Origin of the sequence: Lentzea kristufekii (genome assembly GCF_033949925.1) — a bacterium.
GTDB lineage: Bacteria > Actinomycetota > Actinomycetes > Mycobacteriales > Pseudonocardiaceae > Lentzea > Lentzea kristufekii.
Genome location: NZ_JAXAVV010000002.1, coordinates 1 through 23,475 on the forward strand (window position 1 = coordinate 1; position 23,475 = coordinate 23,475).

The following is a 23,475-nucleotide window of genomic DNA, read 5'->3' on the forward strand; positions in this document are numbered from 1 at the left end:
TGTCCTGGCAGCGGTCTACCCGGCCGTGTGGGGTCTGGGGCAGCTGGTCACTGGTCCGCTGTCGGATCGCTGGGGCCGCAAACATCTGATCACTGCGGGCATGCTCCTTCAGGCCGCTGCGCTCGCACTCGTGGCGGTCGCGGACACCTTCACGGTGTGGCTGGTCGCGGCCGTGCTGCTGGGCGCGGGCACCGCGATGGTCTACCCGACCCTGCTCGCGACGATCGGCGACGTCGCACATCCGGCGTGGCGCGCAAGGGCCGTCGGCGTCTACCGGCTCTGGCGCGACGGCGGCTTCGCCGTGGGCGCCCTGCTCGGCGGCATCGTCGCCGACCTCTGGGGCCTGCGCGCAGCGGTGTGGGTGGTCGCCGTACTCACCGCGCTGTCCGGAATCGTGGTCGCCGTACGCATGTACGAAACCCACTCCAACAGGAAGGTCGGCGCGTGACCGTCCCCCGTGGACTTCTCGACGGACCGATTTACCTCGACTACAACGCCACCACGCCGATCGACCCGGCCGTGACCGAGTCGATGCTGCCGTATCTGACCGCGGAGTTCGGCAACCCGTCCAGCACCCACCATTACGGCCGCGAGTCCCGCATCGCGCTGGACCACGCCCGCGATCAGGTCGCTGCGCTGCTCGGCACATCAGCTGAACGGATCGTGTTCACCGGGTCCGGCTCCGAGGCCGACAACCTCGCCATCCGCGGCACCGTGCTCGCCTCCGGCGTGGGCCGGCCGCACGTGATCACGCAACCCACCGAGCATCCCGCCGTGCTGCAGGCCTGCGAGGCGTTGCGCCGCTGGCACAACGCGGAGGTGACGTTCCTGCCCGTCGACAGCGACGGCCTGGTCGACCCGGCCGATCTCACCGCGGCGATCAGCCCGCGCACCGTGCTGGTGTCCGTCATGGCGGCGAACAACGAAACCGGTGCCCTGCAACCGATCGACGATCTGGCCCGCGTCTCCCGCGAGTACGGCGTGGTCTTCCACACCGATGCAGCGCAGGCGATCGGCAAGATCCCGTTCGACGCGACCGAGCTCGATCTCGTGACGGTGGTGGGGCACAAGATATACGCCCCCAAGGGAATCGGCGCCCTGTGCATCTGGCCCGGTGTACCGCTGGAACCACTGGTGTACGGCGGAGGCCAGGAACACGGCCTGCGCGCGGGCACCGAGAACGTCGCCCTCGCCGTCGCACTCGGCACCGCCGCCGAACTCACCGCGAAAGACCTCGCCTCGGGCGGCCACGATCGCATCCGCGAGCTGCGCGACCGCCTGCACCACCAGCTCACCACCGCACTGCCCGGCCGAGTCCACCTCAACGGCCCCGACACGGCCCGGCTGCCCAACACCCTCAACATCAGCATCGACGGCATCGCCGGACACGAACTACTCGACGCCACAACGGCAATCGCCGCCTCCACCGGCTCGGCCTGCCACAGCGGCAACCACCAGCCCTCACCCGTGCTCACCGCCATGGGCATGCCCGGCGAACGCGGCCTGAGCGCGCTGAGGTTGTCGCTGGGCCGCTGGAGCACCGCCGAACAGATCGACCAAGCCGCACACCACATCGTCGCCGCAGCCAACTGACACCACAGAAAGCAGGAGCCGTAAAGACTGTGCGTCGATCGCTCAATCTTCCTGAAAGAATCCGATCATGATGTTGACTGTTTCCGGCCGTGCTCTTCGGTGCTGAGGCGGTCTGGGCGGCCTCCAGTCATGACGATCATCTCGCGGCTCGGCGAACCGGTCGACACGTCCATCGTCCTTCCGTGCGGAACCGTTTCGCCAAGCCGCTCTGTCACCAGCAACCGGCAATGGTCGGAGCACGAGCGACAGTGCGGTCAGCCGTGCGTCCGAGCTGTGCTCGGCTCCTCGAAGTACGCCTCATCGACTTGCTCGCCCACGACGGCGCCCTGACGCTCATCGCCAACCGTCGTCAGGCGGGTGACGCGGCCGAGTACACAGAAAAGGACGCCGAGCAAAGGGGAGCGAACCCCGTACCCGGAACGGCCGACGTGCTCTTCCTGGAGATCGACGTGGTTGACCCCTCAGACTTCAGCGAGATTCTGCAGGTACGAGGGGTGGGGGTCGACGGCATCGCGTGTTGCGGGCAGCCAGCACGTCGGCGCCCAAGGCCATTGCCGCCATCCTGCGCGCGCTGCGTGATGCCACCGCAGTGCGGCCGCACTGAGACTTCGCCTGGAGCGAGGGCAACCCGCTGGGCCGCCTCTTCCGCTGTCTGCTCCTCGGCGGCGGCGACACCGCCCCGGTCGTGCGGGAGATCATCCGCACCAGCGAGCCCGATCCGGCCCGGCGTGTCGGCATCCACATCGGCGGCTGAACGGGCATCGCTCACCACCACGACAGCCCGTCGGCATCTCGCGCGCCGGTGGGCAGGCCGTGTGAGCGTCACGTTGCTCGGTTTGCGAGGCTGTCGCAATGCGCCGATTGCTGTTCGATTCCGATGGTGTGCTCCGCCCGGTGATTCTGGTTGGGCTGTTGGTGCTCGTTCCGCTGGTTGTGCTGGCCTTGGCTTCCTGGGGCAGTTGGGTCGGGCTGGCGCTGATCGCCGTGATCCTGACAGCGGGCCTCGTTCTCATGATGCGCGTTAAAGCCTGACCGGAGCCTGGTTCAGCGGTCGTGCACAAGGGCTTCGCTGCGTGGTGATGGTCCGCTGTGGAGCGCCCTGCTCGGTCACGTTCAAGCGGGTCAAGGCGTCACCCGTCACCGGGGACATCGACGTGGGTACCTCGCACCTGACAAGGACGAGCTGCACACCCTGCTCGGCACGCGCCCAGGCCGATTAGTTGCTCGACCTCACCGCGGTGACCTTCTTGGGGTCCTCAGGGATCCACGCCCTCCTCGACAGCCATCACGAAGCCGCGAAGTGCGGGAGCAGAATCGCTGTTGTCGCCGATCAGAACGTGGTTCTGCGATCACTCGGGATCACGGCGGTCGATCGCGTCTGCGGCCTGAATCCGAACCTGTCCGCTGCCTTGAACGCAGGGTGCGGTTCCGGACAGTCCGGAACCGCACGCGACGCAACTCGGCTACGTGCAACGCTTCCAGGAGAAGCGGTAGGTGGTTTCGATGGCGCCGTCGGTGGAGTCCATCGACATGAAGCTGGTGGTCTTCTTGGGATCCGAGGATCCGGCGGCGACCCGCAGTTCGGTGTTGATGTTGAAGTTTCGCCTCTCACCGCAAGGGTGGTAGACGATCGCGGCGACCTCGACCTTGTCCGTGGCCTGCCAGTCGTCGCTCAACGGGCCTTTGTAGGTGTGAGTCTTGCGCCTGGTGTCCGACATGCCTTGGAAGTAGTAACTGGCCCGCTGCACACCGCTCGCTCCGCGTTCTAGGTGACCGAACCCGCGGTAGTCGGTCTGAGCGATGCCGTAGGTGAAGCCCTGTGGAACGTTCACTCTTAGGTTGAGCTGGCAATTCTTGCGGAAGTCTGTCGGCTTGGCGCCGACTCCGACCTGAGCCATGTACTCGCTGTAGGTCACGGTGAACGCCTTGTTGTCCGGCGACACAGCCACCGCCGCGGTGCCCGCGGGGCAGCCGGATCCGTTGACGGTGACCACGTCGATGGTGATGTGGTCGGGCGGGGGAGTGTCGCCGGGGGCACCGCCGGGCGGGATGATGATCGTGGACATGGTCATGGCCGCTGCGGCCAGGATGTTGAGCACGGGGGGACCACCTTCGGTTCGTCGACCAGAGAGATGGCGGCGGAGTGTGTTGGTGTGGCTAACACTTCTTCCAGGAGAAGTGGTACTTGGTGCTGAAGCTCGCGTCGGTGGAGTCCATGGTCATGAAGCTCGCGCCTCCCTGGACCCGCAGTTGCGTGTTGACGTTGAGCATCCGCTGCTCACCGCACGGGGCGTAGACGATCGCGCCGACCTCGGTGCGGTCGGTGGCCTGCCAGTTGTCGCTCATCGGGCCGGTGAACGTGTGGGTGCGGGGCGTGGACTGCGACATGCCCTGGAAGTAGTAGTTCGCGCGTTCCACGCCGCGGGCACCGGCGGCGAGGTGTGCGAAGCCGCGGTAGTCGGCCTGGGCGATGCCGAACGTGAAGCCCTGCGGGTAGTACACCCGCAGCACGAGCTGGCAGTTCTTGCGGAAGTCCGTCGGCTTGGCACCGGCACCGGTCTGAGCCAGGTAGTCGCTGTAGGTCACGGTGAACGCCGTGTTGTCGGCGGCGGACGCGACCGCGGCGGTGCCGGCCGGGCAGCCGGAGCCGTTGACGGTCATCACATCGATGGTGACTCGTCCGGGAGGTGTGTCGGCGGCGTCGGTGGGTGTGGGTAGGAGCGCGGCCAGCGCGAGAGCCGCTGCCGTCATCGCGGTCAGCATGGGTCGTCCCTTCGACTTCAGCTGCGGCGGCCATCGATAAGACTATTGACGAAATGGCCGTCCTTCCTTGCGAACGCCTGACGATCGAGGCTGGTCACCGGCGGTCTGAGGCCGTTGACTACCGTGGCCGGCATGACCAGTGCGGTGAGCGGGATGCTCGCGACGATCCCCAGCCCGGACCAAGGGGTGTGGCACCTCGGCCCGCTGCCCATCCGCGCCTACGCCCTGTGCATCATCGCGGGCATCCTGGTGGCGATCTGGTGGGGCGATCGCCGGCTCGTCGCGCGCGGTGGCACGAAGGGCACCGTGTCCGACGTCGCGGTGTTCGCGGTGCCGTTCGGCCTGGTCGGTGGCCGCCTGTACCACGTGGCGACCGACTACTACCGGTACTTCGGCGAGGGCAAGAACCCGCTGGACGCGTTGAAGATCTGGGACGGCGGCCTCGGCATCTGGGGCGCGATCGCACTCGGAGCGGTCGGCGCGTGGATCGGCTGCCGCCGTCGAGGTGTCCCGCTGCCGGTGTTCGCCGACGCGGTCGCGCCCGGCATCGTCGTGGCGCAGGCGATCGGCAGGCTCGGCAACTACTTCAACCAGGAGATCTACGGCGCGCCGACGGACCTGCCGTGGGGCCTGGAGATCTACCGAAGGGAGACCGAGAACGGCGTCGCGGACATGCTCACCGGCGTGGCGGTCGACCACACGCCGATCATGGTCGTGCACCCGACCTTCCTGTACGAGCTGATCTGGAACCTGCTGATCGCGGCGGTCGTGGTGCTGCTGGACCGCAAGCTGCGCCTGGGCCATGGCAGGGCGTTCGCGGTGTACGTGGCCGGATACACCTTGGGCCGGTGCTGGATCGAGTTGATGCGCTCCGACGACGCCACGCACGTGTTCGGGGTCCGGATCAACGTGTGGGTGTCGATCTTGGTGTTCCTCGGAGCGGTCGCGTACTTCGTGCTCGCCCGGCGTCGAGGGGATCGCGAGGTGCTGGTGTCAGCTCCCGTTGCCGAGGACGAGGGGGACGGCGGACACGCACGCGCCGGTGACCAGGACGGCGAGAAGGAGCAGGACTCGCGGCCGGGCGATGAGCTGTCCGCGGCGGCCGAGCAGAACCAGCGTCACTGACACCCCGGCGGTGCACACGGCGGGCAGGGTCGCCATGCCCCAGCCGTGTCGCGCCGCCACGTTCACGAGCAGCAGCGAGCACGCGGCGGCTGCCAGTGCGGTGCGCTGCCAGGCCAGGCTGGTGCGTTCCGGTTGCAGACCGGCGTCACGGTTCATCCGAGGAGCACCAGCACCGCGGCGAGTAGCGCCAGGAGCAGCACTCCGGCCGCGAGCACGGCGACCATGAGGCTGCGCGGCAACGCGGCGCCTGCACGCATGGCCTGCTGTGCGCGCCGCCACCGGGGAAAGCTGGTCGCCGCGACGATCGCGGCCAGAGTGATGCAGGCGAGCGCGAGCACGGTCGTAGCGCCTGGGGCGGCGAACGGTGGTACGAACTGGCGTACCGCGACTCCGGCGGCGAGCAGCCCCAGTGCCGTGCGGATCCAGGCCAGGAAGGTGCGCTCGTTGGCGAGCGTGAACCGGTAGTCCGGCTCGCGGTCCGGTGGTTCGGCCGTCATCACCTCTCCTGGCTGTCGCGCGTTGCAGTTGTCGCTGGTGTTGGGGAGCTCGATGTGGTGGTCGGCGCCACGGTGGGCTTGATCGTGATGGTAGGGGTGGATTCGGCAGGATTCGTGGAGGTGATCAGAACCGGTTCGTCCTGCGCCGACACGCCACATCCCGTGGTGAGGCACACGAGCAACAACGCCGACAATGTGCGGATCATCGTGTCGTGGCCTCCGGGATTTCGACGACGAACCGTGCCCCGCCGCCGGGCCGGTCCTGTACCCATGCGCGGCCACCGTGCCGACGGACATGCTCCGCGACGAGAGCGAGCCCCAGCCCGCTGCCGGAGTCGGTGCCCCTGCTGCCCGCCTGAGTGCCGCGCGCGAACCGCTCGAAGATCTGCTCGCGCAACTCGGCCGGGACGCCGGGACCGCGGTCGTCGATCTCGAGGCGGACCTGGTGGTCACTGCGAAGAACCGCCACGCGAACCGGGCCACCGGCGTGGCGCTCGGCGTTGTCGAGCAGGTTGTTGACCACCCGGTCCAGACGGCGCCGGTCGGCGATCACCAGTGGCGCGCAGGGATCCACCTCGACCTCCGGGGCGGCCGCGTCAGATCGCGTGGCGAGCACATGGCGAACAAGCCCGCCGAGATCGACCGGTTCCAGAGAACGGTCATCCACCTGCTGATCGGATCGGGAGATCTCCAGCAGATCCACGACCATCCGAGCGAATCTGTCCACTTCGGACGTCAGCAGGTCGGTTGCTCGTCCCGCCGTGCCGGGGATCTCCTCACGCCGACGCCGCAACATCGCGGCTGCGTTCATCATCGTCGTGAGCGGGGAACGGAGCTCATGGCTGACGTCGCTGGCGAACCTGGCGTCGCGCAAGGCCCGCTGTTCGAGCTGATCAGCCGTCGCGTTGAAAGTTCTGGCCAGCGGCGCGAGATCCGGGTCCGCGCGTTCGGGCAGTCGGGACCGCAGATCGCCTCCCGCGATGCGATGGGCCACGGCCGTGAGCTCGGTCAGCGGCCGCAGTGCCCGTCTGCCCGCCCACGCGCCCAACGCGACGCCGAGCAGTCCGCTGACCACCGTGCCGGCAATGAGCACGGCACTCAGGAACCGGAACGTGCGATCGAGTTGCAGAGTGGGAGACAACTCCACGTAGTAGACGTCACCAGAGGTGACCGGCAGCGTGACGGCGACGACCGGGATGCCGTCGACCACGAGCCGCTGCCTCGCGGGGATGCCATCGCGCGCGAGCTCGAGCAGCCGCGACGGCAGGACGGAGGGGTCGACCTGGCGGCCGCTGGAGCGCAGCTCGCCAGGGCGGTACAGCAAGATCGTCGAGTCCGGTCCGGTGGTCAAGCCCGTGAGCAGCTTGTCAAGGCCTTCGCCGCCGCGACGCAACTCCTCGTCGATGACCCTGGCGTTGACCTCGGCCTGCCGCACCGCGCTCTGCTCTCGCTGCCGCAGCAGGTAACCGGAGGACAGGTTCCACGTCGCGATGGCCAGCACGCTGGACAGCAGGAACGAGCCGAGACCGAACGCGGCCGCGAGCCGCCAGCGCAGCGACAGCTGCAGGCGTCTGCGGTCGGTCACGGGCTGCGTTCCACGCGGTAGCCGGTGCCGCGGACGGTGATCACCACTTCGGGAGCGTCGGGATCACGTTCGATCTTGCAGCGCAGCCGGCGGATGTGAACGTCGAGCAGCCTGGTGTCGCCGTAGTAGTCGTATCCCCACACTCGGCGGAGCAGCTGTTCCCTGGTCACGATCCTCCCCTCCGCGGTGGTGAGCTCAGCCAGCAGGCGGAACTCCGTCTTGGTGAGACGAAGATCGGCACCAGCCCGTCGCGCGATGCCTTCGTCGGGCCTGATCTCGATGTCGCCCATGCGGTACACCGCGTGCTGCAGGTCGGTGCGCCGACGCCGCAGCAATGCCCGGATCCGGGCTGCCAACTCGCTCGCGACGAGTGGCTTGGTGACGTAGTCGTCGGCACCGGCCTCGAGCCCGGCGATCACGTCGGCGGTGTCCGTGCGGGCCGTCACGATGATGATTCGCAGGTCGGCACGGGACCGTAGCGCCTTGCAGACGACGAGGCCGTCGAGACCCGGAAGTGTCAGGTCGAGCAGCACGACGTCGAACACGTCGGTGTCGAGCCGGTGCAGCGCTTCCTCGCCGGAAGCCGACTCGACGACGTCAAAACCCTCGTCGCCCAGCGCCAGCCCGAGCGCCTGCCGGATGCGCTCGTCGTCCTCGACGAGCAGCACGCGATAGTCCATTTCGTCTCTGTCCTCGCTCCCTTGCAGGAGCAGCTTTCCACCGGCGGCCGGGCGTGGAGGCTTTGGGGGACGTCTTGACGGGGCATCGCAAGGACTTCGCAAGATCGACGTTGACGAGCGGGTGAAGCCGCCCTGCACGGCCTCACACGCCCGGTGCCCTGTCGGGCAGGTCGTCCGATCACGCGCCGGATCGCCGGGAACCGGACTGTGCCAGCGGAACCGCGAGCGGAGACCTCGGACAAAGTATCGCGTCCAACCTTGCGGAACACTTACAAATGTCGAACGTCATCAAGAAAGCGAATCAAAGCCACTCACATCTCGCGCGATTTGTAAGGAGTCCGCAAGGTCGGCGCTGCGGCTGTTCGGGCAAGCTGAGCGGCGCGGGCACGAGCTGGTGCAGCGGATGCCCGCACCAAAACTTTGCCCGCTGGGAGAATGTCGGCCGAATCCTCGGCCGGCATTCGGCTGGGCGTGGCAGTGATCTCAGCTCCAGCGCGTCCTGGACACGATCTCGCGGAGGGTGCTGAGCGCGCGGTGCTGTGCCACGCGGACCGCGCCCGGCGTGCATCCGATGATCTCCGCCGTTTCCTGCGCCGACAGCCCAAGAACGACCCTGAGCAGCAGGATCTCCCGTTTCGGCCCTGGAAGTTGCTCCATCAGCAGAGACAGCCGCTCCGCGAGCTCTTGGCGCAAGACGCGGTCCTCCGGCGCAACCTCCGCCGAGGCGCCGTCCGGTATCTGTGCGACCGGCTCGGCGTGGTGGCGAGACGAAAGCCTCATCGCGTCGGACACCTTGTGCGACGCGATCCCGTACACGAAAGCGAGGAACGGTCTTCCCTCGTCACGGTAGGTGGGGAGGGCCTTCACGACGGCGAGGCACACCTCTTGCGCGACGTCGTCGGCGGAGCCGTATGCCCGGTTGATCCACCCGAGGCGCGCCCGGCAGTAGCGGACGACCACCGGTCGCACGAACGTGAGCACGAGCTGGATCGCAGCCCGCTCTCCCCTGGTCGCCCGCTCCAGGAGTTCCGTTTCCGGCAAGGGCATCGTGGGAACAGCTGAATGCGAACTGGTGACGCGAGGCTCGCGAAGGTCGACAGCACTGTCTTCCAAGTTCTCTCTCCGCTCACCAAGCCGCCGCTCACTCGGCCGACAGTAGGTTCATCATCACGTCGTACCCGCGTTTCCCGCAAGAACGACACTGTGTTAAGTGTTGCACGATGATTGATCAGGTAGGCGACAGGAAATCGATCACTCCGCTGGGTCGAAATTGGTGTGAAACGATAGGTTCGAGTGCCTGGGATCTCCGTTCCTGGTTCCGGCAAGGAGCGGTACGTGAGTGAATCCGTGGACGTGCTCGTCGAGCGCGAACTGACTGACGGCAATCCGTCGGTCGCCGACGAGCGGCGCCTGCTTCGTGCCGCGCTCAACAGCGTCGACGAAGGCCGCGTCGAGGATGCACTGCTGATCATGACTGAGCTGGTGGAGAACGCCTACCGTCACGCTGTCGGGGCGCGCCGGCTGTGCGTGCGACTGGTGCGGGAGCGTGACGTGATCAGGATCGAGGTCGAGGACGGCAGTCCCATGCGTCTGCCGGTACTCGGGCGGCACGGCCACACGGACTCCGATGGAGCGGGCCTCGTGATCGTCAACCGGCTGTCCGCCCATTGGGGGTGCCGGCGCAGCAATGTCGTCAAGACCGTGTGGGCCGAAGTCTCAGGGCTGCCTGCGGTGGAGTCTTCGTCTCAGCGCGTGCACTGACACGCCAAGAGCGAGACAGTGGTGAGGTGAGCGCGTCGCGCGGAGCCTCGGTGCTGGTGGTCGGATTCGACGATCAAGCGGCCAGCCTGGCCGCGTTGCGCACGGCGGCGGATCTCGCGCTCCTGCTCGGTGCGGACCTGCATGTGGTGCACGGCATCGATGCGCGCGACCAGCCCGTCGACCCCGACGCAGACGTCGACACCTGGGACAACTACAGGCACAAGGCGCTGGACCATCTGCGTGCGCAGGTCGAGCAGGCCTTGGCGGCACATCCTGGTGCCTGGACCTATCACGCCGCGGACGGAAACCCTGCCAAGTTGCTGGTCAGAGTCGCCGATGAGCAAGAGGCTTTGATGATCGTGGTCGGCACGCACCGGCATCGCTCGCTCGCCAGGATGATGCGAGGCTCGGTGAGCCGTGGCGTGGCCAGAGCCGCCCATCACCCCGTCTTGCTCGTCGCCGACCCCACAGGCCGTTGACCAGCTTCAGCCGATCAGCGCCACGGTGGTCGTGAACGCGAGCAACACCGCGCCGAGTCCCGCGATGATGCTCACCGCGGCGTTCAGCACGGCATACAGGTAGGCCTTCTGCTCGACCAGGCGCAGGGTCTCGTAGCTGAAGGTGCTGTAGGTCGTCAGCGCCCCGCAGAATCCGGTGCCCACCAGCGTGAACACCTGACTCGGCAGGGCTGTGCCGGCACCGGCGAGAGCACCCAGGACCAGACAACCGGCGAGGTTGACGCTGAAGGTGCCCCACGGGAACAGGCTGTCACGACGCGACTGCACGAACCGGTCGGTCAAGTACCGCAACGGAGCGCCGACCATTGCGCCGACGAACACCAGCACCGCCGTCACGACTGCCTCCCCAACGCCGCGGCACGGGTGATCCCGACTCCCGCGAGCACGGCGAGCATGGCGGCCAGGAACGTGCCGGCGAGATACACGAACGCCAGGGCGACGGCGCCGGGATGCAGCAGATCGCGGATCTCGAGGGCATAGGTCGAGAAGGTGGTGAACCCGCCCAGGACACCCACACCGAGGAACGGGCGAACCAGCCGGTGAGCGGTCCACACTTCCGTGATCAGCACCATCAACACGCCGATCAGCAAGCAACCGAGCGTGTTGATGACGAAAGTGCCCCACGGGAACTGGCCTGGCCGGGTCGGCAGGAGCAGCGTGAGCCCGTAGCGGGCAAGCGCACCGAGACCACCGCCGAGCGCGACTGCGGCCAGTACAGGCCTGTGGCGGCGCACGAGTTCACGGCGTTGCGACGGGACGTGGAGATCGATGTCGGGGTCGATCGGATCGGTGAGTTCGATCTCGTTGGCCACGGACACACTCCTACTCAGGTGCCGGGCACGTGTGGGTACCCGGTTCGAGTAGGGACTGTTGGCAGCTGGGCGCTGCGGTTCTCCGGGACGGAGCGGCGAGCCCCACCGCCGCTGCCGCACACGCTACCGACACGAACAGCGACCCTGCAGAGCGATGTGGTCGGCTTCACGGCAGCAAGTCATCGCTGACCCGCTGCTGGTTGAGGCCGGTGCTGCTGATCGAGTGGGCCTGCCGCTGGCGGCTGAGCAGGACCAGCGTCGCTCACACCCCTGCGGTGCACACGGAGGGCAGGGTTGCGATACGCCATCAGCGCCCCTCGAGTCGCAGGCGAGTAACTGCGGCGCCGGGCGGTCACGAACCTGCGGCCTTGCAACCCGTCAGCTGTCGCGCCGCCTGTGGCAGAAACATCGATCGTCAGTGGCTGCCGCTGAGTTCGCCGCTGAGCGCGCCGTGCATCTTGGCGCTGTGCTCGTTGAGTCCGATGATCTCGACGGTCTTGCCGCGTGCGGCGTACTTGGTCGTGATGGCGTCCAGGGCCGCCACTGATGAGGCGTCCCAGACGTGCGCGGAGGCGAGGTCGATGATGACCTTGTCGGGGTCGTTCGCGTAGTCGAACTGGTAGACGAGGTCGTTGCTGGAGGCGAAGAACAGTTCGCCGTTGACGGTGTAGACGACCTGGCTGCCATCGGGATCGACGAGAGCGGTGACGGTGGCCAGGTGCGCGACGCGGCGGGCGAAGATCACCATCGCGGTGATGGAGCCGACGACGACGCCGATGGCGAGGTTGTCGGTGGCCACGACGACCGCGACGGTGGTGACCATGACGGTGATCTCGCCGGTCGGCATGCGCTTGAGGGTCGCCGGGGCGACGGAATGCCAGTCGAAGGTGCCGAAGGACACCAGGACCATCACGGCGACCAGAGCGGCCATCGGGATGTCGGAGACGACTGGGCCGAAGACGATGCACAGGATCATCAGGAACACGCCGGCCAGGAACGTCGAGAGGCGGGTGCGGGCACCGTTCTTGACGTTGATCATGGTCTGGCCGATCATCGCGCAGCCGCCCATGCCGCCGAAGAAGCCGGTGACGACGTTGGCGATGCCCTGACCGATGGACTCGCGGGTCTTGTTGGAGTGCGTGTCGGTGAGGTCGTCGACGAGCTTGGCGGTCATCAGCGATTCCATCAGGCCGACCAGCGCCAAGGCCAGCGCGTAGGGCGCGATGAGCTTGAGCGTGTCCAGGGTGAACGGCACGTCGGGAACACCAGGGACCGGAAGAGATGAGGGCAGCGCGCCCTTGTCGCCCACGGTCGGTACGGCGATGCCCGCACCGATGGTCAGCGCGGTCAACGCGATGATCGACACCAGTGGTGCGGGCACGGCCTTGGTGATCCGGGGGAAGAACACCATGAGCAGCAGGGCGCTGACGACGAGCGGATAGACCATCCACGGGACGTCGATGAGTTCGGGCACCTGGGCCATGAAGATCAGGATGGCCAGGGCGTTGACGAAGCCGACCATGACGCTGCGCGGAACGAAGCGCATCAGCTTGGCCACGCCCAGCGCTCCGAGCGCGATCTGGAACAGCCCGCCCAGGATGACCGCGGCGACGAGGTAGCTCAGCCCGTGTTCACGCGCCAGGGGAGCGACCACCAGGGCGATGGCGCCGGTGGCGGCGGAGATCATCGCGGGTCGGCCGCCTGCGATGGAGATGACCACGGCCATGGTGAAGGAGGCGAACAACCCGACGCTGGGGTCGACTCCGGCGATGATGGAGAAGGAGATCGCCTCGGGGATCAGCGCGAGTGCGACGACGAGCCCGGCGAGCACTTCGGTGCGCAGGACCTTGGGGGTCATCCGAGCGGCGCGCAGGCGGGTCAGCAGAGCAGCGGGGGAAGCTGGTGAGGTAGTCAAGAACGGCCTTGTCATGTTCAGGCGCGGCCCGTGTCGTCGGAAACGCGCGGAAGGAAGGGCGGGGCGCAATGGCCAGCGGCGCTGTACAGCCGATCGATGCCGACTGAGGGCAAGGACCAGGTATCAGTTCACGAAGGGGTGCGCCGACGGACGAGTCGGGGCGTGGGCCTCAGGCCGTAGCGACTACGGCGGGCAGGACCAGGAGCGAGGCAGCGACGAACGCATGCGGCTTCTCCTGTCCGTGAGCGGATTCGGCAGCGGGAGCACCATCGTTCCCGGCGGGCCTCGAGCATTGCTCGCGTCCCCAGAAGGTCGGGTTGCCACCTCGACCTAGAACGATCCAACTCTACCCCGAGGCCAGGTCAGGGATCGACGCGAAGCAGGTGGGATGTGGCCGACAACACCGATGAGCGATAAGGACAGGGCCGGCTACTCCGCTAGTCGTTGGCTCAGATTGCTCAGGCCACGGGGACGACGGTCGGTGCGCAGCCGTTCGCGCACCGCGGAGTACGTCTCGGCCCGAAGCAGGTCCTTGACTCTGGGCGGATCCGGAATCCGGCGCAGCATCTCGTCGGGGTCGCACACCCACACCTGAACCCCCGCGAGTTCCAACCGGCTGGCACTCGGCCGCAGTTGAGCGTAGGTCCCGGTGAGGGTCGGCGGGAGGTCGAGCATGCCCAGCCTGGTGACGAACAAGTGGTCCAGTTGCTGCTGCGTTGGAGGTTCCGGACGCCAGTCACGACACTGTTGCAGTCCCAGCCCGTCCGCCCAGTCCGGGAAGTACGCGGGGACGGCGTTCAGGTCCTCCAGCAGCGCGGCGACCCGTCGCAGGTTCGGCGGCTCGGGCGCGGCCACCACGTCGAGATCGTTCGGAGTCACCTGCGCTCCGTAGATCGCCATGACCATCGAACCGCTCAGCACCCAGTCGACGTCGTGATCACGCAGCGCCCGCAGCATCGCGGGCAGCTGCAAAGGCGGCCTTGCCAGTGGATCCCCCATTCCAGCCAGGGTGGCACAGGTGGACGCCAGGTACACCTGGGCCGAACTTTCGGCAGGTTTGGGACGAGCGCGCACGTGCGCCACCTCGTGCCGGCCGCCGGGTTCTGGCGCACACTGGAGTTGTGGACAGGCAGGCGGTTCACGAGGATTTCGAGCGAGCGAGGGCGATGTTTCGCGCGCTGCTCGACGGTGCGTCGCACAGTCAACTGCGACGCCGCTCGAACAGCACGCGTTGGAACAACCGGCAGCTGATGTTCCACATGCTGCTCGGCTTCCTGATCATGCGCGCGCTGCTGGAAGCCCGGCTTACTCCCGCTTGCGCAGTACGTGGAACGGGACCAGTTGGTCGACCAGGTACAGCTTGTCGCGGCGGCCGTCGGCATAGCTGATCTCGTAGTTCGCGACGCCGAGCCAGTCACCCTCGACGCTTGGGAAGCGTCCGTGAAGCCGACCTTGTACCTCACCGGTCAGGTCAAGTCCGGTGGGAATAACGTGCCGTGCGGCACCGGGCATGCGGGCGAACAGCTGGTCGAGCCGGACCGAGACGCCGGTGACTACGGGTCTCCGGCCGTGGACGGTGTCTTATGCAGACTCTTTGGTTATGCCGACCAACGCCCCGCGAAAACCGTTATGCTACAACGGTTTGGCGACCGATACGCATAACCGAAGAGTCTACATAAGACAACTTATGCCGAGGTCGACATAAAGTGTCGCCCTCCCAGACGGTGAACGGGCTGCTAAGCACCGCGACCGCCCGGCGAAGGAAGGGCTGCCTGCGATCGGCGCAGGATAAGCAGGATAAGAGCGAGGTAGGACTCCTCGGAGAGTTCGGCGCGATCGGGAGCGGGTGCCGTGGCCGTCAGCCGCCAGAAGTGATCAGCGCCGTCGGTCGCGCACGCCAGGCAGCTGATGCGGGCCTCACCGTCGTGCACGACCGCACGGAACTCGGAGTGGCCGAGCGTGTGCCGGCCGAGCTTGCAACGCGCCGGCAAGAGGGCGACCAATCGACCGGTGTGAGGTCGGTTCGGGGCGCCCTGCCGACGTTGCCGTTGGTGGGTTTCCCCGAACCGCCTCCCGAACCCGCCGTGCGCCTCTCGACGCAACGGGCTCTCCACAAGTCCCAGGAGCGACTGGGTTTTCTCTCATCCGGTGGCCGGCCAGGGGCAGGGGATCGCTGCCCCGCGATATGGGTAGCGTGTAGTGCTGACCTTCGCGGGGTTGAACAGCTCTCCTCGTTGGCTGGTCGGCCACCATCCGCCACGGCAGTAAATGCGCCTGATGATGGTCTTCCATGTGGCCGTGGGATGTTTGCGTCGCGCCCAGCGGATCACCCGCATCCACACGTAGTGGGACAGGTCTCGGAACGCGATGTTCAGTCTCAGCTGAGTTGACACAGTTCGTGTCACGGAGCAAGTGACACACCCTGGTCGGGTGGTGTTGCGGGATCTGTCGCTTGATCGGCGTTGTGGTTGCGGCCATGGCGCGGAAAGCGGCGATGATGCGGCTGATGGACGCGATGCATGCCGCCGGGGTGGCTATCCCGAACGTGTCGGAGTGGTGCCGGGTCAACGGTCGATAGGCGCACCTTCTATCGGCATCGGGCCCGTGCCCGCGAGGAGGGCCAGTGGCAGCCCCGGGTCCCCGGCGGCCCAGGAATCCCCGCGCGCCACCCCGGAACCGGTCGTGGCCGAGATCGTGCGGCTGCGCGGGCAGCTGGCGCCGGATAACGGCGCGGACTTCATCCGCGACGCGCTCACCACGCTCGCCGCCGAACAGAATTGGGCGTGCACGACGGGCTGGCGGGTGCCGTCACGGGCCACGATCAACCGGATCCTGTCCCGGCACGGCCTGCTGGAGTCCAACCTGCGTAAACGACCGCGCTCGTCGTGGCGGCGGTTCGGTTATGCCCGGCCACGCGACTGCTACCAGATCGACGCCACCGAAACCCGGCTCGCCGACGGCACCACCGTGGTGATCTTCGACGTACTCGATGACCACTCCCGGATGCTGGTCGCCAGCCGAGCCGCCCGCGGCGAGACCAGCGCGGCCGCGGTCGAGGCGATCACCGCCGCCTTCACCGGCCACGGCGTGCCCGGAATCGTGTTGTCCGACAACGGAGGCGCGTTCACCGCCCGACATCGTGACAACGCCGGACCCACCCGGTTCGAACTCGCCGTCACCGCCGCCGGAGCCCGGCTGATCCACTCCAGCCCCTACCACCCACAAACCTGCGGCAAAGTCGAACGCCACCACCAAACACTGAAGGAATGGCTGGCCCACCAGCCCGCACTGCCACCCTGGCCGAGCTGCAGGCCCTGCTCGACACCCACCAGACCCACTACAACACCCTGCGCGGGCACAGCGCTCTCGCCCGCCGCACACCACGGCGGCCCCCACCATCCACCCGCCCAGACAGACGCCACCGTCCACTACCTCACAGCCGACCGCCGCGGCGTCGTCCAGATCGGCCGGAAACTACGGTTCCGCGCCGGACCCGAGCACGCCGGCAACCCCATCACCGTCATCCGCGACCTCGACCGGGTCCTCAAACGGCAACCCGATCGGCTACATCCACCTAGACCACACCAAGACCTACCAAGGCACCCTCACCCCAGCCGCCTAACCTGTGTCACAACAACCGAGACAAAACCGCGGCAGATCAACCGAGACAAGACACACCCGGAAGTCGGCGTCACTTGACGCGACCCGCTGGAACGCGTGCTCGCCGCTGCCGATCCAGCTTTTCGGGTGCGTCAGCACGCCGTGGACGATGTGCCCGAAGCCGTTTGGGCCGCCAGGAAGTTCGACGCCGCCTCGACCTTGACGCTGCAGGTGAGCGGCGCGACGTCCGGCCCGATCTTCTCCCCGCCGCCGTGCAGGGCCTTCCACTGTTTGGTGCCGCGTTCGGTGAAGGGGCCGCCCGCGGGCAGTTCGGCGGTGCCCATCGCGTCGAGGAACGGCTTCCCGCCCTAGGGGTTCACTGCTTTGACTGGAGGCTGTGCGCTGGTAGGTGATGTGGGCGCGGCCAGGGAAGGACCGCTTCGGGTGACGTCATGGACCGTGTATGCGGTCAGCGCCACCATCGCGGCCGAAGCCCAGTACTGCCATCGGCCTGCCTTGCCCACACAACCTCCTTCCCGCACCTGCAGGGTGGCACAACGCTCGTGCCACCCTGCGGGCGCGTCATGCCTTGCGACGAACCAGCCACACCGCCACGCCGGCGGCCACGATCAGCAGCGCCGCACCGCCGAGGATCCAGCCGAGTGACGAGGAGCCACCGGAGTCCGTGGACTGCGCCCCGGCCGGTGCGACCGATGACGACAGCGGTGCCGTGGTCGTCGGCGGCACGGTCGTGGTCGTTGTCGGCACCGGGGCGTTGAGCGTGAACTTCACCGCGCCGATCACCTCGTGCCCGTCGACGGACAGCACCTTGAAGTTCAGGGTGAGTGTGCCGTTGGGCAGTGCGGGCAGCGGCTGGGTGACCACGCGTCCGGCCGCGGTCGGCGCTGCCAGCGTGACCGGGCTCGCGTCCGGGCCGGCGAGGGTGATCGAGGCCGAACCGAGGTCGACCTCCTCGCTGAAGGTCAGCGTCGCCGCGGCGGGCGCGGCGACGAGCGTGGTGCCCTCGGCGGGGTCGCTGCTCTCCAACCTGGTGGTGGCGTTAGCGGGGGCGGTGCCGAGCAGGGCGAGAGCGAGCGCGGAGAGCACCGCGGGGATGAGGCGGACGGTCATGACTGCGTCTCCTTGCCGGTACGGCGGCCGCGCAGCAGGGCGCCGACGCCGATTCCGAGTGCGAGGGCGGCGACGACCAGGGCGCTGCCCCCGAGCAGGCGGGCGGAGTCGTCCTGTCCTGCGGCCGCGGTGGTCTGAGAAGAGGCGGCGGTGGTGGGCTGGCCGGCACCGGCTGCGGCGAGCTTGAGCACGGGGGCCGGGTCCTGCGGTTCCTTGCCGTCCGACGTGGGCGGGTTGGCCCAGTTGGCGACCTTGCCGTCCTCGTAGGTCTGGGCGGCCGCGATGACCAGCTTGTCGGTGTTGTCGGGCAGGCCGGAGACGTAAAGGCCGAAGTCCGCGTACTGGTCCGGCCCGATGCGCGCACCGGCCTCCGCGGTCCAGGTGACCGTGCGGACTGCTTCGCTGACCTCCCTGGTGCCGATCTTCACCGGCGGTTCCAGCTTGGCCCTGGTGACCTGCAACGCCCAGCCCTGCTTGGGTTCGGCGCGCACCGAGGTGATCGGGTACTCGGCGGGCAGCGTGAGCTCCACCTTGATGGTGCCCGCGGTGGCCGACTCGTTCGGCACGCGGAACGTGACCTGGCTCGAGCCCGTCTTGCCGATCTCGGCCGGTGTGACGCTGACGTGTGCGGCGGCGGTGCCGGTGAGGGCGAACAGGGTGACTCCGCAGACCGCGGCGACGATGGTGAAACGAGACATGATCAGTCCTCTCACTCGATCGGCTTCGAGCGCGGGTCGGCGAACCAGCCGTCGACGAAGGTCTTCAGGCCGGCCGCGTCGATCTCGCCGCAGGTGAGCGTGTCGAAGGCGTTGAACGCCTTGAGCTGTTCGATCTGCCCGGCGGCCGGTCCGGCAACGACCTTGTTGCCGTCCGGTCCGGTTACGAACTCCCGCAGCTGCGTGACCTTGTCGGTGGGCAGCATGCTGGAGTACTGCACGACGACGTAGCCGTCGCCCAGTACATGGCCGAAGTCCACCAACGGGGAGGACTCGGCGGGCTCGAAGAAGTCCTTGGCCGGATGACCGCCGCCCGCACCGATCGGAAAGCCCTGGGTGCTGGGTGCCGCGGTGCAGCTGCCGACGGCTTCGGCCGCGGGCTGCGGGGCGGTGAAGAAGCTCAGCACAACAGCCGCGACCACACCGGCGGCGGCAAGGCCACCGTGGGCCACTCGTTCGGCCTTGGGCCAGGTGACCAGCTTCGCCACGAGCTTGCCCAGCCCGACCAGGACGGCGATGGCGAACAGCTGGCCGATCTCGACGCCGACGTTGAACGCGATTACGCGTGCCAGCAGGCCGTTCTCCGGAAGCCCGAGGGCTTGCAACCGGGTGGACAGGCCCAGGCCGTGCACGAGCCCGAAGGCGAGCACGGAAAGGCCGAACCACAGCCACTTCTTGGGCCGGCCGATGACGCCGACCACGCCGACGAACAGCAGGCTCAGCGCGATCACGACGTCGACCGCGATGGCGTTGACCTGCCATCCCGCCAGCGTCGCGACGATCAACGTGGTGCTGTGGCCGAGGACGAAGACGCTGATGAGCTTCGCGGCTCGCCGTAGTTCGCCCGCGAGCAGTACGACGCCCGCGATGAACGCCAGGTGGTCCCAGCCGAGCAGCATGTGCTCGATGCCGAGCGGCACGAACTCCCACACGCTTTTGCCGGCGGCTGTACCGCTGATCCCGTGTGCGAGCACCGACGACGCGGTGGTGAACAAATCAGGTGAGGACATGGTTGATGACGGCTCCTGAACAGGTGTGAAGAAACCCGCCACCCATCAGGGCGGCGTGTACGGGAAGGTCCTGTCAGAACCGAGTGGGAGGGCCGCGTCTGCCGCGCTCGCGCTGGAGCACCGCCGTGTGCACGGAGGTGACCACGGGCGTGACCGCAACCCAGAGCGGCCGCAGCGCGGGAAACGGCGCGGACCGGCGGGGGAGCAGTGACGCCAGCACCCGCGCCACGGCGAAGATCATCGCGTCGGCGTGCGCGAGCAGGAGGCCGATGAGCACCGCGGCGCCCACGTGGCCGGCGATCATCGTCCAGCCCGGCCACATCGAGGCCTGGTGGTGCCCGAAGCTGGACAGTCCGGTGAGCATCAGGTGCAGTGCGACCTGGACGACGCCGAGCGTGGTGACGATGAGCGCGACGCTGCGCTGCCGGTCCGCGAGCGCCGTACCGGCCGCCGCGATGAGCGCGGTGAGCAGCAACGCGCTGCCCGCGTCCGGCAGCTCGCCTCCGCCGCCGACGTGAGCGGCGTAGGTGAGGGCCGTGGACGTCACCGCGAACACGCCACCGCGAACAGCGCGCATCGCGCCTCGCGTGACCGTTGCGGTGGAGTCCACGAGCGGCAGCCTAAATGGAACCCTCTACTGAAGTCAGTAGAGGTACGGGTCCTCCTGACGAGGAGGCAGCCCGTGTGGACGGACACACGTTCGGGTCAAAGTAGATCCGTGGTCCCGGGATGCTGATCTTCCGCAGGTAGCGTCAATCACTGTGGGCAGCCGAATGACTACTGAACGGCGTCGCCGTTCGTGGTGGCTGCTCCTTCTCGTCGTGTTCGCCTACCTGGCCATGCACGCGGAACATGTCGGGCTCGCCGGGCGCACCGAGGCCTCCTCCGTCGTCACCGTCGCGCCCGGCGAGCCCGGTTACCAGTGCGCCGGTGTTCATCATCCGACCGAGAACCCGCGCGACCTGGCGGACGACCCGTGGTTGCGTCCTGCCGCCAGCTCGCCCGGTGGCATCGGGATCGCGTCGAACTGCGCCACCGTCGTGCTCGCCTGCCCGGCCACCTGCCTGGCCAACGCTCCGCCCGCCGGTCTGTCGGCGGAGCGGCCGGCTGTCTCAGCCGGTCGTGATCTTCTGCTGCGGATGTGCGTGTCGCGGACCTGACGGCGCATCCCGCGCGCCCCCTGCTGCCCGCCGGACGGTGGACAGCACGCGTTGGCGCGCGGTCGATGCCCTCATCTTCCGCACAGTCGCAGAAAGACCATCGCCATGGAGACGTTGTCAGGTATCCCGTCCACGCCCGCCCCTTCCGCGCCACGATCGCGCACCGCGGCCGACCTGGTCGGCAACACGCCGGTGTTGTGGGTTGACGCGTTCAGCACGGGCAGCCGCGGGTTCTGGGCCAAGCTGGAAGGACACAACCCCGGCGGGATGAAGGACCGCCCCGCCCTGCACATGATCGCTCGCGCCCGTGAGCGCGGGGACCTCCTTCCCGGAGGCCGGATCGTCGAGTCGACCAGCGGCACCCTCGGCCTGGGGCTCGCGCTGGCGGGCATCGTCCACGGCCACCCGGTGACCCTGGTGACCGATCCTGGGCTGGAGCCGATGATGCAACGGCTGCTGACCGCGTACGGCGCCGAAGTCGACACCGTGAGCACCCCGCATCCCGTCGGCGGGTGGCAGCAGGCGCGCCGTGATCGCGTCGCCGAACTGCTCGCCGCCCATCCCGGCGCGTACTGCCCGGACCAGTACAACAACCCGGACAACGTGGCCGGTTACCGCTCGCTGGCGGTGGAGCTGCTGGCGCAACTGGGCCACATCGACGTGCTGGTCTGTTCCGTGGGCACCGGAGGGCACTCCGCCGGAGTGTCGCGCGTATTGCGGGAGCACCTGCCGCAACTGCGCCTCGTCGGCGTGGACACGACCGGATCGACCATCTTCGGCCAGCCCGCCCGACCCCGGCTGATGCGCGGACTCGGCTCCAGCATCCATCCCCGCAACGTCGACCACGCAGGCTTCACCGAGGTCCACTGGACCGCACCCGCCGAAGCGGTGTGGGCGGCACGCAGGCTGGCGGCCACCGGCTACGCCACCGGCGGCTGGAGCGTCGGCGCGGTCGCGCTGGTCGCGGGCTGGCTCGCCCGCACCGAACCGGCGGGCACACGGATCGCCGCTGTCTTCCCGGACGGCCCGAACCGCTACACCACCACCGTGTTCGACGACACCTACTGCCACGAACACGGACTGCTCGGCACACCTCCGCCCCAGCAACCACAGGAGATCAGCCACCCCGGCGAACGCGAGGTCACCAGCTGGACCCGCTGCCGCACCATCGCCGCCCCCACCGCGCTGCCGAGGCAGGTGCGGGCGTGATCGGCCAGTTCCGCTCGTTCGAGCGGCCCGTGCAGCTGCTGCTGGTCAACCAGCTCACCATCAACATCGGCTTCTACATGCTCATGCCCTACCTCGCCGACCACCTCTCCGTGACGCTCGGCCTCGCGACCTGGCTGGTCGGGCTGGTGCTCGGCGTGCGCAACCTGTCGCAGCAGGGCATGTTCCTGCTCGGCGGCAGCCTGGCGGACCGGTGGGGCTACAAGCCGGTCATCGTCGCCGGCTGCGCTCTGCGCACCGGCGGCTTCGCGTTGCTGGCGTTGGTGGACTCGCTGCCGGCGTTGCTGATCGCCTCCGCCGCGACGGGCTTCGCGGGCGCCCTGTTCAACCCCGCCGTGCGCGCCTACCTCGCCCACGACGCCGGAGCACGGCGCGTCGAGGCGTTCGCTCTGTTCAACGTCTTCTACCAGGCCGGAATCCTCGCTGGGCCACTGATCGGGCTGGCGCTGACCGGAGTCTCCTTCCGGCTGACCTGTCTCGTCGCCGCCGCGTTGTTCGCGGTGCTGACCGTCCTGCAGATCCGCGCCCTGCCCCCGCGCAACGCACCGCGTCCCGATCAGCCCCGGCACGTGCTGGCCGGGTGGCGCGACGTGCTGGCGAACCGGTCCTTCCTGTTGTTCTCCACGGCGATGGTCGGCACGTCCGTGCTGTCGTTCCAGACCTATCTCGCGTTGCCGCTGGAGATCAACCGCCTGGCCGCCACCAGCGAGGCTGCCACCATCGGCGTCGCCGCGATGTTCGCGCTCTCCGGGCTTGTGGCCATCACCTGCCAGGTGCGCGTCACCCGCTGGTGCACCGCGCGATGGGGTGCGGGCCGATCTCTGCCGGCCGGGCTGGTCATGCTGGGCGCGGCGTTCGTGCTGCCGGCAACCGTTGCCGCACAACCGAAAGCGACCACCATGGCAGGTACGGTGCTCGCATTGACGCCCGTGCTGATCGCCGCCGTGCTGCTGACCCTGGGCACGCTGGTGATCTATCCGTTCGAAATGGACACGATCGTCACGCTCGCCCGCGGACACCTCGTCGCCACCCACTACGGCCTCTACAACACCATCGCCGGACTCGGCATCGCGCTCGGCAACCTCGCCACCGGCGGCCTGCTCGACCTGTCAGGCGCCATCGGCCACCCACGCCTGCCTTGGCTGGCCCTCGCCCTGATCGGCCTGGCCTGCGCGGCGGCCGTGCACACCCTGTCCCGACGCGGTCACCTCGTTCCTGTCGCCGCCGAGGCGACGGCAGGCGCGCGGTGACCGACCGGCGCCCGTCCCGCTGCTGACGTCCGTCCTCACCGGTCGTCCCACCGATCACCGTGGAGACGGCCGGTGAGTACCATCGGCAACGGACTCACTCAATCGAGTGACTATCCGTGCGACGGAAGGTGC

27 protein-coding genes and 3 pseudogenes are annotated in these 23,475 nt (G+C 68.1%); 12 read left to right on the forward strand and 18 right to left on the reverse strand.

The window, feature by feature from the left end:
* The 5 genes and pseudogenes from SK571_RS03540 to SK571_RS46300 form a co-directional block, all read left to right on the forward strand.
* Nucleotides 1–448, forward strand: a 448-nt coding sequence (locus tag SK571_RS03540; RefSeq protein WP_319982566.1) for an MFS transporter, incomplete at its 5' end; no start/stop codon positions are given.
* Nucleotides 445–1,593 (forward strand): cysteine desulfurase family protein, encoded by a 1,149-nt coding sequence (locus SK571_RS03545; protein WP_319982567.1) that lies wholly within the window; start codon nucleotides 445–447, stop codon nucleotides 1,591–1,593. The genes SK571_RS03540 and SK571_RS03545, both read left to right, overlap by 4 nt.
* Nucleotides 1,594–1,889: 296 nt before the next feature.
* Nucleotides 1,890–2,347: pseudogene (locus SK571_RS03550) on the forward strand (amino acid transporter); the annotation flags it as partial.
* 98 nt (nucleotides 2,348–2,445) lie between these two features.
* A complete protein-coding gene (locus SK571_RS03555; protein ID WP_319982568.1) occupies nucleotides 2,446–2,625 on the forward strand; it encodes a hypothetical protein in 180 nt (59 codons plus the stop codon).
* Between the two features lie 188 nt (nucleotides 2,626–2,813).
* Nucleotides 2,814–2,987 (forward strand): annotated as a pseudogene (locus tag SK571_RS46300) (STAS domain-containing protein); the annotation flags it as partial.
* A 69-nt stretch (nucleotides 2,988–3,056) separates the two neighbouring features.
* Here the strand turns inward: SK571_RS46300 and SK571_RS03560 are convergent.
* Nucleotides 3,057–3,692: a DUF4360 domain-containing protein gene (locus tag SK571_RS03560; protein ID WP_319982569.1), complete on the reverse strand. Its 636-nt coding sequence runs from the start codon at nucleotides 3,690–3,692 to the stop codon at nucleotides 3,057–3,059.
* Between the two features lie 58 nt (nucleotides 3,693–3,750).
* Complete coding sequence (locus tag SK571_RS03565) at nucleotides 3,751–4,356, reverse strand: DUF4360 domain-containing protein (RefSeq protein ID WP_319982570.1); 606 nt, start codon at nucleotides 4,354–4,356, stop codon at nucleotides 3,751–3,753.
* A gap of 132 nt (nucleotides 4,357–4,488) precedes the next feature.
* Between SK571_RS03565 and lgt the strand changes: the two genes are divergently transcribed.
* Nucleotides 4,489–5,481: a prolipoprotein diacylglyceryl transferase gene (gene lgt, locus SK571_RS03570; RefSeq protein WP_319982571.1), complete on the forward strand. Its 993-nt coding sequence runs from the start codon at nucleotides 4,489–4,491 to the stop codon at nucleotides 5,479–5,481.
* Between the two features lie 33 nt (nucleotides 5,482–5,514).
* Here the strand turns inward: lgt and SK571_RS03575 are convergent.
* From SK571_RS03575 to shbA, 5 genes and pseudogenes are all read right to left on the reverse strand, one after another.
* Nucleotides 5,515–5,637: pseudogene (locus tag SK571_RS03575) on the reverse strand (DUF202 domain-containing protein); the annotation flags it as partial.
* Nucleotides 5,634–5,978 (reverse strand): YidH family protein, encoded by a 345-nt coding sequence (locus SK571_RS03580; RefSeq protein WP_319982572.1) that lies wholly within the window; start codon nucleotides 5,976–5,978, stop codon nucleotides 5,634–5,636. The gene SK571_RS03580 and the pseudogene SK571_RS03575, both read right to left, overlap by 4 nt.
* Nucleotides 5,979–6,180: 202 nt before the next feature.
* Entirely contained in the window at nucleotides 6,181–7,563 is a 1,383-nt protein-coding gene (locus SK571_RS03585; RefSeq protein ID WP_319982573.1) for a HAMP domain-containing sensor histidine kinase, read from the reverse strand.
* Nucleotides 7,560–8,243: a response regulator transcription factor gene (locus SK571_RS03590; RefSeq protein WP_319982574.1), complete on the reverse strand. Its 684-nt coding sequence runs from the start codon at nucleotides 8,241–8,243 to the stop codon at nucleotides 7,560–7,562. Before SK571_RS03590 ends, SK571_RS03585 begins: the two co-directional genes overlap by 4 nt.
* Before the next feature lie 483 nt (nucleotides 8,244–8,726).
* Entirely contained in the window at nucleotides 8,727–9,290 is a 564-nt protein-coding gene (shbA, locus tag SK571_RS03595) for an RNA polymerase sigma factor ShbA (RefSeq protein WP_319982575.1), read from the reverse strand.
* Between the two features lie 288 nt (nucleotides 9,291–9,578).
* Between shbA and SK571_RS03600 the strand changes: the two genes are divergently transcribed.
* Nucleotides 9,579–10,004 (forward strand): ATP-binding protein, encoded by a 426-nt coding sequence (locus tag SK571_RS03600; protein ID WP_319982576.1) that lies wholly within the window; start codon nucleotides 9,579–9,581, stop codon nucleotides 10,002–10,004.
* A gap of 26 nt (nucleotides 10,005–10,030) precedes the next feature.
* The gene (locus SK571_RS03605; protein WP_319982577.1) at nucleotides 10,031–10,483 is read left to right on the forward strand and encodes a universal stress protein; all 453 of its coding nucleotides are present in this window, start codon (nucleotides 10,031–10,033) and stop codon (nucleotides 10,481–10,483) included.
* Between the two features lie 6 nt (nucleotides 10,484–10,489).
* On the opposite strand, the gene crcB (SK571_RS03610) is transcribed toward SK571_RS03605, so the two are convergent.
* From crcB (SK571_RS03610) to SK571_RS03630, 5 genes are all read right to left on the reverse strand, one after another.
* A complete protein-coding gene (crcB, locus tag SK571_RS03610; protein ID WP_319982578.1) occupies nucleotides 10,490–10,858 on the reverse strand; it encodes a fluoride efflux transporter CrcB in 369 nt (122 codons plus the stop codon).
* On the reverse strand, nucleotides 10,855–11,334 hold the full coding sequence (gene crcB / locus SK571_RS03615; protein ID WP_319982579.1) for a fluoride efflux transporter CrcB: 480 nt from the start codon (nucleotides 11,332–11,334) through the stop codon (nucleotides 10,855–10,857). Before crcB (SK571_RS03615) ends, crcB (SK571_RS03610) begins: the two co-directional genes overlap by 4 nt.
* 415 nt (nucleotides 11,335–11,749) lie before the next feature.
* Nucleotides 11,750–13,192, reverse strand: coding sequence for a SulP family inorganic anion transporter (locus SK571_RS03620; protein WP_319983151.1), 1,443 nt, complete (start codon nucleotides 13,190–13,192; stop codon nucleotides 11,750–11,752).
* A 486-nt stretch (nucleotides 13,193–13,678) separates the two neighbouring features.
* Complete coding sequence (locus SK571_RS03625) at nucleotides 13,679–14,248, reverse strand: nucleotidyltransferase family protein (RefSeq protein ID WP_319982580.1); 570 nt, start codon at nucleotides 14,246–14,248, stop codon at nucleotides 13,679–13,681.
* 306 nt (nucleotides 14,249–14,554) lie between these two features.
* Nucleotides 14,555–14,761 (reverse strand): hypothetical protein, encoded by a 207-nt coding sequence (locus tag SK571_RS03630; protein WP_319982581.1) that lies wholly within the window; start codon nucleotides 14,759–14,761, stop codon nucleotides 14,555–14,557.
* 1,170 nt (nucleotides 14,762–15,931) lie between these two features.
* On the opposite strand from SK571_RS03630, the gene SK571_RS46540 reads away from it, so the two are divergent.
* Entirely contained in the window at nucleotides 15,932–16,948 is a 1,017-nt protein-coding gene (locus tag SK571_RS46540) for a DDE-type integrase/transposase/recombinase (protein ID WP_319982582.1), read from the forward strand.
* On the opposite strand, the gene SK571_RS46315 is transcribed toward SK571_RS46540, so the two are convergent.
* From SK571_RS46315 to SK571_RS03660, 6 genes are all read right to left on the reverse strand, one after another.
* Nucleotides 16,868–17,080 carry a DUF3152 domain-containing protein gene (locus tag SK571_RS46315; protein ID WP_454780179.1) on the reverse strand — a complete coding sequence of 71 codons (213 nt, stop codon included), beginning with the start codon at nucleotides 17,078–17,080 and terminating at the stop codon, nucleotides 16,868–16,870. The two genes, SK571_RS46540 and SK571_RS46315, sit on opposite strands and share 81 nt — an antisense overlap.
* The gene (locus SK571_RS03640) at nucleotides 17,002–17,193 is read right to left on the reverse strand and encodes a hypothetical protein (protein WP_319982583.1); all 192 of its coding nucleotides are present in this window, start codon (nucleotides 17,191–17,193) and stop codon (nucleotides 17,002–17,004) included. Before SK571_RS03640 ends, SK571_RS46315 begins: the two co-directional genes overlap by 79 nt.
* Nucleotides 17,194–17,431: 238 nt before the next feature.
* Entirely contained in the window at nucleotides 17,432–17,980 is a 549-nt protein-coding gene (locus SK571_RS03645; RefSeq protein ID WP_319982584.1) for a copper resistance CopC family protein, read from the reverse strand.
* Nucleotides 17,977–18,678 carry a YcnI family copper-binding membrane protein gene (locus tag SK571_RS03650; RefSeq protein WP_319982585.1) on the reverse strand — a complete coding sequence of 234 codons (702 nt, stop codon included), beginning with the start codon at nucleotides 18,676–18,678 and terminating at the stop codon, nucleotides 17,977–17,979. The genes SK571_RS03645 and SK571_RS03650 overlap by 4 nt, the downstream gene beginning before the upstream one ends.
* Before the next feature lie 11 nt (nucleotides 18,679–18,689).
* A complete protein-coding gene (locus tag SK571_RS03655; protein WP_319982586.1) occupies nucleotides 18,690–19,706 on the reverse strand; it encodes a HupE/UreJ family protein in 1,017 nt (338 codons plus the stop codon).
* Nucleotides 19,707–19,779: 73 nt separating this feature from the next.
* Nucleotides 19,780–20,316: a hypothetical protein gene (locus tag SK571_RS03660; RefSeq protein ID WP_319982587.1), complete on the reverse strand. Its 537-nt coding sequence runs from the start codon at nucleotides 20,314–20,316 to the stop codon at nucleotides 19,780–19,782.
* A gap of 163 nt (nucleotides 20,317–20,479) precedes the next feature.
* Here SK571_RS03660 and SK571_RS03665 point away from each other — a divergent pair, with 163 nt between their 5' ends.
* The 3 genes from SK571_RS03665 (at nucleotide 20,480) to SK571_RS03675 (ending at nucleotide 23,343) form a co-directional block, all read left to right on the forward strand.
* Nucleotides 20,480–20,866, forward strand: coding sequence for a hypothetical protein (locus SK571_RS03665; protein WP_319982588.1), 387 nt, complete (start codon nucleotides 20,480–20,482; stop codon nucleotides 20,864–20,866).
* A 105-nt stretch (nucleotides 20,867–20,971) separates the two neighbouring features.
* Nucleotides 20,972–22,075, forward strand: coding sequence for a PLP-dependent cysteine synthase family protein (locus SK571_RS03670; protein ID WP_319982589.1), 1,104 nt, complete (start codon nucleotides 20,972–20,974; stop codon nucleotides 22,073–22,075).
* Nucleotides 22,072–23,343 (forward strand): MDR family MFS transporter, encoded by a 1,272-nt coding sequence (locus tag SK571_RS03675; RefSeq protein WP_319982590.1) that lies wholly within the window; start codon nucleotides 22,072–22,074, stop codon nucleotides 23,341–23,343. The genes SK571_RS03670 and SK571_RS03675 overlap by 4 nt, the downstream gene beginning before the upstream one ends.
* The last annotated feature ends 132 nt before the right edge of the window (nucleotides 23,344–23,475 follow it).